7 protein-coding genes and 1 pseudogene are annotated in these 8,771 nt (G+C 71.2%); 5 read left to right on the forward strand and 3 right to left on the reverse strand.

Annotated features, from left to right (window positions below; translation table 11 throughout):
- Window positions 1-206: 206 nt before the first annotated feature.
- On the forward strand, window positions 207-998 hold the full coding sequence (locus AB0C36_RS41740) for a response regulator (protein ID WP_435839228.1): 792 nt from the start codon (window positions 207-209) through the stop codon (window positions 996-998).
- 37 nt (window positions 999-1,035) lie between these two features.
- Here the strand turns inward: AB0C36_RS41740 and AB0C36_RS41745 are convergent, their stop codons facing one another.
- Complete coding sequence (locus tag AB0C36_RS41745; protein ID WP_358364690.1) at window positions 1,036-2,304, reverse strand: winged helix-turn-helix domain-containing protein; 1,269 nt, start codon at window positions 2,302-2,304, stop codon at window positions 1,036-1,038.
- Between the two features lie 124 nt (window positions 2,305-2,428).
- Window positions 2,429-2,992 carry a GNAT family N-acetyltransferase gene (locus tag AB0C36_RS41750; protein ID WP_358364692.1) on the reverse strand — a complete coding sequence of 188 codons (564 nt, stop codon included), beginning with the start codon at window positions 2,990-2,992 and terminating at the stop codon, window positions 2,429-2,431.
- Window positions 2,993-3,131: 139 nt separating this feature from the next.
- On the opposite strand from AB0C36_RS41750, the gene secA reads away from it, so the two are divergent.
- Window positions 3,132-5,897 carry a preprotein translocase subunit SecA gene (gene secA, locus AB0C36_RS41755; protein WP_358364695.1) on the forward strand — a complete coding sequence of 922 codons (2,766 nt, stop codon included), beginning with the start codon at window positions 3,132-3,134 and terminating at the stop codon, window positions 5,895-5,897.
- A 267-nt stretch (window positions 5,898-6,164) separates the two neighbouring features.
- On the opposite strand, the gene AB0C36_RS41760 is transcribed toward secA, so the two are convergent.
- Window positions 6,165-6,947, reverse strand: coding sequence for an Rv3235 family protein (locus tag AB0C36_RS41760; protein ID WP_358364697.1), 783 nt, complete (start codon window positions 6,945-6,947; stop codon window positions 6,165-6,167).
- A gap of 336 nt (window positions 6,948-7,283) precedes the next feature.
- Between AB0C36_RS41760 and AB0C36_RS41765 the strand changes: the two genes are divergently transcribed.
- From AB0C36_RS41765 to AB0C36_RS41775, 3 genes and pseudogenes are all read left to right on the forward strand, one after another.
- Window positions 7,284-7,775: a DUF6912 family protein gene (locus AB0C36_RS41765; RefSeq protein WP_358364699.1), complete on the forward strand. Its 492-nt coding sequence runs from the start codon at window positions 7,284-7,286 to the stop codon at window positions 7,773-7,775.
- Window positions 7,776-7,817: 42 nt separating this feature from the next.
- Entirely contained in the window at window positions 7,818-8,471 is a 654-nt protein-coding gene (locus tag AB0C36_RS41770) for an HAD family hydrolase (RefSeq protein WP_358364702.1), read from the forward strand.
- Between the two features lie 37 nt (window positions 8,472-8,508).
- Window positions 8,509-8,771 (forward strand): annotated as a pseudogene (locus AB0C36_RS41775) (L-glutamate gamma-semialdehyde dehydrogenase); the annotation flags it as partial.

The raw sequence follows: 8,771 nt of genomic DNA on the forward strand, positions 1-8,771 counted from the left end.
CCACCCCCCGGCCTGTCCGATCTCGTCGCGTCCCCCCCTGCGGGGGTGCCGCCCCCGTGCGCGGCCCCCCGCCTCGACCAGGTTCGAGGCGGCGGGCCGCGCGTTGCACCGCCGGCCGGGCTTCCGGCCGATCTTTTCGCACGTGTTTACGTACCGGATGCGGGCAAACGAGGCGAGGGGGCAGGCCAACGTGGCGATGACGTGGGATGCTGGTTCGGACACGGAGCGTGCCCATGAGTCGTGAGCGCGGTCTCGCCGGCATTGGGCCTACCGACGGGGAGGACACGGTGGGAGCACGCCACGTCCCTGCTCAGCCCGGCCCGCAGGGCCCGACCGAGGAGCCCATCCGGGTCCTGGTGGTCGACGACCACGCACTGTTCCGCCGCGGCCTGGAGATCGTCCTCGCCGCCGAGCCGGACATCGAGGTGGTCGGCGAGGCGGGCGACGGCGCCGAGGCCGTCGAGGTGGCCCAGGACCTGTTGCCCGACATCGTGCTGCTGGACGTCCGCATGCCGCGGCGCGGCGGCATCGAGGCCTGCACCGCGATCAAGGAGGTCGCCCCGAGCGCGCGCATCATCATGCTGACGATGAGCGACGACGAGGCGGACCTCTACGAAGCCATCAAGGCCGGCGCGACGGGTTATCTCCTCAAGGAGATATCCACCGACGAGGTGGCCACCGCCATCCGCGCGGTCGCCGACGGGCAGTCCCAGATCAGTCCGTCCATGGCGGCCAAGCTCCTCACCGAGTTCAAGTCGATGATCCAGCGCGACGACGAGCGGCGCCTCGTCCCCGCGCCGCGCCTGACCGACCGCGAGATCGAGGTGCTGCGCCTCGTCGCGACCGGCAAGAACAACCGGGACATCGCGAAGATCCTGTTCATCAGCGAGAACACCGTGAAGAACCACGTGCGCAACATCCTGGAGAAGTTGCAGCTGCACTCCCGGATGGAGGCGGTGGTGTACGCGGTGCGCGAGAAGATCCTCGAGATCCACTGACGCGCGGCGCCGTGCGCGGCCGGACCACCGCCGGCCGTCAGGCGAGCAGGGCCGCCAAGGGGGCGCGCGCCGATTCGGGGGTGACGCGCTCCAGGCGCACCGTGTCGCAGCCGACCCACGAGGCGGCCTCGCGCAGCGCGGTGGCCATCGCGTCGAGGGACTTCTCCGCCACCCGGCCCGCCTCGAACGACAGTTGGCGGGCCACGAGGGTACGGCCCTCGCGGGCCGGGTCGACGCGTCCGATCAGGCGGCCGCCGGCGAGCAGCGGCATGACGAAGTAGCCGTGTTCGCGCTTGGCCTTCGGGACGTACGCCTCAAGCCGGTGGTTGAACCCGAACACCCTTGCGGTACGCGGCCGGTCCCACACCAGCGAGTCGAACGGCGAGAGCAGCGTGGTGCGGTGGCGGCCCTTCGGCGCGGTCGCGAGCGCCTCGGGGTGGACCCACGCCATGCCGGCCTCTCCCGCGGTGCGCGTACGGCCGTTGCCGGTGTCCCAGCCTTCGACCGCGACCGGTACGAGCGGCGTCTCCGGCAGCGCGGCCCGCACCTGCTCGCGGGTGAGCCGGTACTGGTCCATCAGGTCCGCGGCGGTGGCGACGCCGAGTTGGCGTGCCGCGAGCGTGACGAGGTTGCGCAGGCACTCCGCGTCGGACCGGTCGAGGTCGCCGAGCGAGGCGGGCACGGCCCGTTCGGCGAGGTCGTACACGCGCTTCCAGCTCTGCCGCCGCACGCACACCACGTCGCCGAACGCGAGCGCCCGCTCGACGGCGATCTTGGTGTCGCTCCAGTCCCACCACTCGCCCTTGTTCTTGGCCCCGCCGAGTTCGGTGGCGGTCATCGGCCCCTCGGCGCGCAGCCGGTCCAGCACCGACTTGTACGCCTCGTCCGACACGTGATGCCCCCACAGGTGCCCACGGCCGCGGAAGTGCCGCCGCCGGAACGCGAAGTCGGGCCACGACGACAGCGGCAGTACACACGCCGCGTGCGACCAGTACTCGAAGGCCGTGTCGCCGGCCCAGTACGCGTCCTCGACCGCGGTCCGCCCGACGGCGCCGAGGCGGGCGTACGGCACCAGCTCGTGCGACCGGGCGAGCGTCGAGATCGTGTCCAGCTGCACCGCGCCCAGGCGGCGCAGCACGCCGCCGACGCCGAGCCGCCGCTCGGGTGCGCCGAGTACGCCGAGGAAGCCCTGCGCGCGCAGCACGATGCGGCGGGCCTCGTCGGCGCTGAGCGTGACGGCCGGAGTGACGGCGGGCGCGGGGGAGTCGTCGGTCGAGTCGGCAGCGGAGCGGGCGGGCGTACTCATGGACAGCACCCTAGAACAAGTGTTCGCATCGTTGGGGGGATTCGCCTCGGTTGCGGGCACGGGCGGTGGATCACAGGCGGCGGATCACGCGCGGTGGATCACGCGGTGCATCACGGGTGGTGGATCACGCGACCGGCACGGGCGGATCGGTGGCGAGCCGCGAGTGCAGGTGCTCGTCGTGGAAGCCCCCGTCCGGCAGCGGGAAGGCGTCGCGCATCACGCCTTCGAGTGCATATCCGGTGCGTTGCGCGACCGCGCACGACGCCGGGTTGCCGACCGCGTGGCCGAGCGTCATGCGGTGGATCCCGAGCGCACCGAACGCCCAGCGCGTTGCCGTGTTGACCGCGTGCGTGGCCACCCCGCGCCCGCGCGCGTGCGGCATCAACCAGTAGCCGATCTCGGCGGAATGCAGGGTCAGGTCGATGTGCTGGACGCTCACGTCACCGAGAGGATCCCCGGTCACGGCGTCCATGACTATGAAGCAGGCGTGCTGTCCCTCGTCCCAGAAGCCGACACGCTTCTTGAGCCACTCGTTCGGGTCGCGCCATCCGGAGTCGTCGTCCGGTCGGCGCGGCAGGCGCCAGCGCTGGATGTCCGGATCGTTCAGGGCCACCCGGGCAGGCTCGACGTCCCGCAGGTTCCACGGACGCAGCTGGTACTTGCCGGCGGCGATCTCGACACGTTCCATGCCGGACATTGTGCCCCCGGGTGAGAGCGTGTCGGATGCTTGCGTCCTCGCATACCATGGCCCCATCGGTGGGACGGGCCCCGCCGTGCCGTTTCGCAGTCAGCGGGACGGGCGCCGCTCGGCAAGGAGCTCTCACAGCGTGTCCATCTTCGACAAGGTCCTGCGCGCCGGCGAAGGCAAGATCCTGCGCAAGCTCAACCGCATCGCGGATCAGGTCGAGTCGATCGAAGAGGACTTCACCAACCTCTCGGACGCCGAGCTGCGCGCGCTGACCGACGAGTACAAGGAGCGGTACGAGGACGGCGAGACCCTCGACGACCTCCTCCCCGAGGCCTTCGCGACGGTCCGCGAGGCCGCGCGCCGCACGCTCGGCCAGCGCCACTACAAGGTGCAGCTGATGGGCGGCGCCGCGCTGCACCTGGGCAACATCGCCGAGATGCGTACCGGTGAGGGCAAGACGCTGGTGTCGACGCTCCCGGCGTACCTCAACGCGATCGCCGGCAAGGGCGTGCACGTCGTCACGGTCAACGACTACCTCGCCGAGCGCGACTCGGAGTGGATGGGCCGCGTGCACCGGTTCCTGGGGCTGACGGTCGGCTGCATCCTGGCGAACATGCCGCCGCACGAGCGGCGCAAGGCGTACAACTGCGACATCACGTACGGCACGAACAACGAGTTCGGCTTCGACTACCTGCGCGACAACATGGCCTGGAGCCAGGAGGAACTGGTCCAGCGCGGCCACTTCTTCGCGGTGGTCGACGAGGTCGACTCGATCCTCATCGACGAGGCGCGTACCCCGCTGATCATCTCCGGCCCGGCCGACCAGGCGACCAAGTGGTACGCCGACTTCGCCAAGCTGGTCACGCGCCTCAAGCGCGCCGAGCCGACCAAGGACCCGCTCGAGACCCCGGTCGGCGACTACGAGGTCGACGAGAAGAAGCGCACCGTCGGCATCCTGGAGGCCGGTGTCGCCCGCGTCGAGGACTACCTCGGCATCGACAACCTGTACGAGGCGGTCAACACGCCCCTCGTCGGCTACCTCAACAACGCGATCAAGGCCAAGGAGCTCTACAAGCGCGACAAGGAGTACGTCGTCGTCGACGGCGAGGTCCTGATCGTCGACGAGCACACCGGCCGCATCCTCGCGGGCCGCCGCTACAACGAGGGCATGCACCAGGCGATCGAGGCGAAGGAAGGGGTGGAGATCAAGGACGAGAACCAGACGCTCGCCACCATCACCCTCCAGAACTTCTTCCGCCTGTACGACAAGCTCGGCGGCATGACCGGTACGGCCATGACCGAGGCGGCCGAGTTCCACCAGATCTACAAGCTCGGCGTCGTGCCCATCCCGACGCACCGCAACGTGCAGCGCCTCGACCAGGCCGACCTGGTGTACAAGACCGAGGAGGCCAAGTTCTCCGCGGTCGTCGACGACATCGTCGAGAAGCACGAGAAGGGCCAGCCGGTCCTGGTCGGCACCACCAGCGTCGAGAAGTCCGAGTACCTGTCGAACCAGCTGCGCAAGCGCGGCGTCCCGCACGAGGTGCTGAACGCAAAGCACCACGAGCGGGAGGCGCAGATCGTCGCGCAGGCCGGCCGCAAGGGCGCGGTCACGGTCGCCACCAACATGGCCGGCCGCGGCACCGACATCATGCTCGGCGGCAACCCCGACCACCTCGCGTCCGCCGAGCTAGCGCAGCGCGGGCTCAACCCGGCCGAGACGCCGGAAGAGTACGAGCAGGCGTGGCCGGACGCGCTGGAGAAGGCCAAGAAGGCGGTCAAGGCCGAGCACGAGGAGGTCACCGACCTCGGCGGCCTGTACGTGCTGGGCACCGAGCGCCACGAGTCGCGCCGCATCGACAACCAGCTCCGCGGTCGTTCCGGCCGTCAGGGCGACCCCGGCGAGTCCCGGTTCTACCTGTCCCTCGGCGACGACCTGATGCGCCTGTTCAAGGCCAACATCGTCGAGGCGGTGCTGAACCGCGCGGGCATTCCGGAGGACGTGCCGATCGAGTCGAAGATGGTCTCGAACGCGATCAAGTCGGCGCAGAGCCAGGTCGAGCAGCAGAACTTCGAGATCCGCAAGAACGTCCTCAAGTACGACGAGGTCCTCAACCGGCAGCGCGAGGTCATCTACGGCGAGCGCCGCAAGGTCCTCGACGGGGCGGACCTGCACGAGCAGGTGCGGCACTTCATCGACGACACCATCGCGGCGTACGTCGTGGGCGCCACCGAGGGCTTCGCCGAGGAGTGGGACCTCGAGAAGCTGTGGACCAACCTCAAGCAGCTCTACCCGGTCAGCATCACGATCGAGGAGGTCGAGGAGGAGGCGGGCGACCGCTCCGGCCTCGACGTCGACATCCTGACCGAGCAGCTCCAGGCGGACGCGCAGGCGAGCTACGAGGAGCGCGAGGAGAAGCTCGGCGCGGAGGTCATGCGGGAGCTGGAGCGCCGCGTCGTCCTGTCGGTGCTCGACCGCCGCTGGCGTGAGCACCTGTACGAGATGGACTACCTCCAGGAGGGCATCGGCCTCCGGGCGATGGCGCAGCGCGACCCGCTGGTCGAGTACCAGCGCGAGGGCTTCGACATGTTCAACGCCATGATGGAGGGCATCAAGGAGGAGTCCGTCGGCTACCTCTTCAACGTCGAGGTGCAGATCGAGCAGGTCCCCGAGGCGCCGACCATCTCCACGGACAAGGCGCAGGCGCTGCCGCAGATCCAGGCCAAGGGCCTGGAGACCCCGCAGCGGCCGACGCACCTGTCCTACAGCGCGCCGACGGTCGACGGCGAGGGCGGCGTGATCACCACCGAGGAGGACCTCGGCGAGGACGCCATCCCGGAGCAGGGCGGCACCCGCGCGGAGCGCCGCCGCGCGCAGCGGGCGTCCCGCAAGAAGAAGCGCTGAGCCGAAACCGCGGGGGCTGTCGTACCGGATCCGGTACGACAGCCCCCGCGGCATTTCCGGCCGGGTGCGGGCGCGGGGCGCCCGCACGGCCCGGAGCATGCCCCCGGACGTGCCCCTGGCATGCCCCCGGCGGCGCCACAACGGCGGCCTGACCCATCGCGAGAGTCGACGGAGCCAGGGCCGGCCGCGAGGCCCCCAGACGGGCGTTTGGGCCCGGCCCTGCGGCTCTGCCGTGCGACTGGTGGCGCGGAGCCGTGCCGTGGGCGGTCACCGGTAGTGGAGGGCGGTGCAGATCCAGGTCGGAGGGTGGTCGGGGCGCGTCGGGTGGGGGCGGCGGTCCAGGCGTACGGCGACGGCCTGGAAGCGTTCGGGGCCGAGCCGCAGCCGCAGGAAGCCCTCGGCGGTGTCCTCCGCCGGGGCCGTCGCGTTGGAGGCCACGAGGCTGAGCGCGCCCGTCCGGCGCGTGTCCAGGTGCCGCTGCAACTCCTCCACCACCGTCCGGACCCGTGGTGTGGTGTGCGCGCTCAACTGCCGGAGCGGGCGGCGTCCGGCCAGTGTCTCGGTCAGGAAGATCGCGAAGCGCCGTACCTGGTACCGGGCTTGCTCGGGATCCGGCTCGGTGGGCAGCGGGCCCTCGTCGGCGCCGACGAGGCGCAGTTGCGGCCGTGCGGCGACCGGCGGCCGGACCGGGAAGGGGATCACGACGGCACCCGGCGGGTCGTACTCCGGCTCGCAGAGCGGTGCCCGCAGAATCCGCAGCCGGGGCAGCGGTTCGCCGGGGGCCAGGGGGTCGGGCGGGCCGCCGGCGGGCGCACGTACCAGTTCGAGTCTCGGCCCTTCGGCCGGGTCGGTGAGCGGCGGCCGGTCGGCTCGGGCGGCCGACCGCGCCGGGAACACCTCCGCGGTGGCCGCCGCCACGATCCCCGGAAGCGCGTCCGGAACCGCCTCCGCGTGCGGCATGGCCCCCGGAATCGTCGGCGGGACCCGGTGTCGGGCCGGTGCGGCGGTCTCGTGCCCGGAGCCCTGGACGGTGTTGCTGTACTGGACCATGCGGTCCTCCCCGTGAAGCGTGTGCCGTGGTGCATTGGGGGAGGACGGCGGTTGGCCGGTGCGGGCCTGAGCGCTGTCCCCCGCAGCGCCGCTTTCCGGCCATTTGCTATCCGGCGCGCGGGCCACCCGTCAAACAGGCGGTTGCCGCAGGGCGCTCATGCGTGGCCGGGGCCGGGCGCGGGCGTGCGCCGGGATGAAACCGGGTGATTCGGTGCAAGAGGGGGAGGGAACCGGATCACCCGGTGCCGAGCGGACTCGTACGATGCAGTGCTGCGGACCGTGCGGATTCATACGTACGGGCGCCGTCCCCGTCAATCGCCACGCCCTGGAGCCCCGATGCGCGTGTACGTCCCCTCGACGCCGACCGCCCTTGCCGCGGTGCGGCGGGACGCCGCCGTGGCGCCCGCCCCCGTCAGCGCCTACGCGGTGACCGCCGAGCTGCGCGACTGGTGCGGCACCGAGGACGCCGAGGAACTGGAGTACGCCGCCACCGTCCTCGCCGGGCGCATGTCGCTCGCGCTCCTCGCCCAGGAGGGCGACGGTCGTCCGAGGCGTGTGGTGCTGGCCGCCGAGGTGCCGGACACGATCGTCTCCGCCGCCCCCGGCCTCGGCCCGGGCGCGGTGCTCGTGGACGGCACGATCCCCCTCAAGCGCGTCGCCGCGATCCACATGGACGCCGAGGACGCCGAACCCGCCGTGCGGGCCGCGAGCGCCGCCGCCGCGGCCGCGCAGGACGGCGACGCGGCGGCCGAGGCGCTGGTCGAGGCCGCCGAGGAGCACGAGCTGATGTGGTACGCGACGCAGGAGCTGGGTGATCTCATCGGCTGAGCCGGCGCTGCTTCCGTCGGACGAACGGTGCACAATGCCCCGATGAGTACGTTGCCGACGCGCCACATTGTGTGGGACTGGAACAGCACGCTGTTCCACGACATCGACGCGGTCATCGCTGCGACCAACGACTCCTTCGCCGCGTACGGCCTCCCGCCGATCACGCTGGAGCGCTACCGCGACCTCTACTGCGTCCCGGTCCCGAAGTTCTACGAGAAGCTCACCGGCCGCATCCCCGCGCCCGACGAGTGGGCGCTGCTGGACGCGACGTTTCAGAAGTCGTACGCCCTGCACGTCACCTCCTGCACGCTCACTCCCGGCGTGGACGTGCTCCTCGACGGCTGGCGCAACGCCGGGCGCACCCAGTCGCTGCTGTCGCTGACCGCGCACGAGGACCTCATGCCGTTCGTCAGCAGGTTCGGCATCGACGGGCACTTCCTGCGGGTCGACGGCCGCATCGGCCCACCCGGCGGCGGAAAGGCCGAGCACCTCGCCCGGCACCTGGAAGCGCTCGCGATCGACCCCACGACCGTGGTGGTGATCGGCGACGCCGCGGACGACGCCCACGCCGCGCGCGAGGTCGGCGCCTCGGCCGTGCTCTACACCGGCGGCTCGCATGCCCGGGCCAGCCTGGAGCCGGCCGGCGTACCCGTCGTGGACACGCTCGAAGAAGCCGTCGCGCTCGCGGCGCAGTAATGCGTCAAACCATCTGAAACGGGGCACCCCGTTTTGCATGGATGCAGTCACTCAGGTTCCTTCTCCGGTCAATGAGCCGGTTCGTTCGTATGCCCCTGGTAGCCCGGAGCGGGTGCGTTTGGAGGGGGAGTTGAGGCGTCAGGCGGCTGAGCGGGTGGAGTTGACGCAGACGGTTGGTGGGGTGCAGTCACTGGGTGGCGGTGACCGGGTGGATGTGGTGCAGCCGCATCGGCATGCGGCGGTGTTGGGGACGTTCGCGTCTGCGACGCGGGAGGATGCGCGGGCTGCGGTGGTGGCGGC

This window comes from Streptodolium elevatio, from assembly GCF_040649515.1.
Taxonomy (GTDB): Bacteria; Actinomycetota; Actinomycetes; order Streptomycetales; family Streptomycetaceae; genus Yinghuangia; species Yinghuangia elevatio.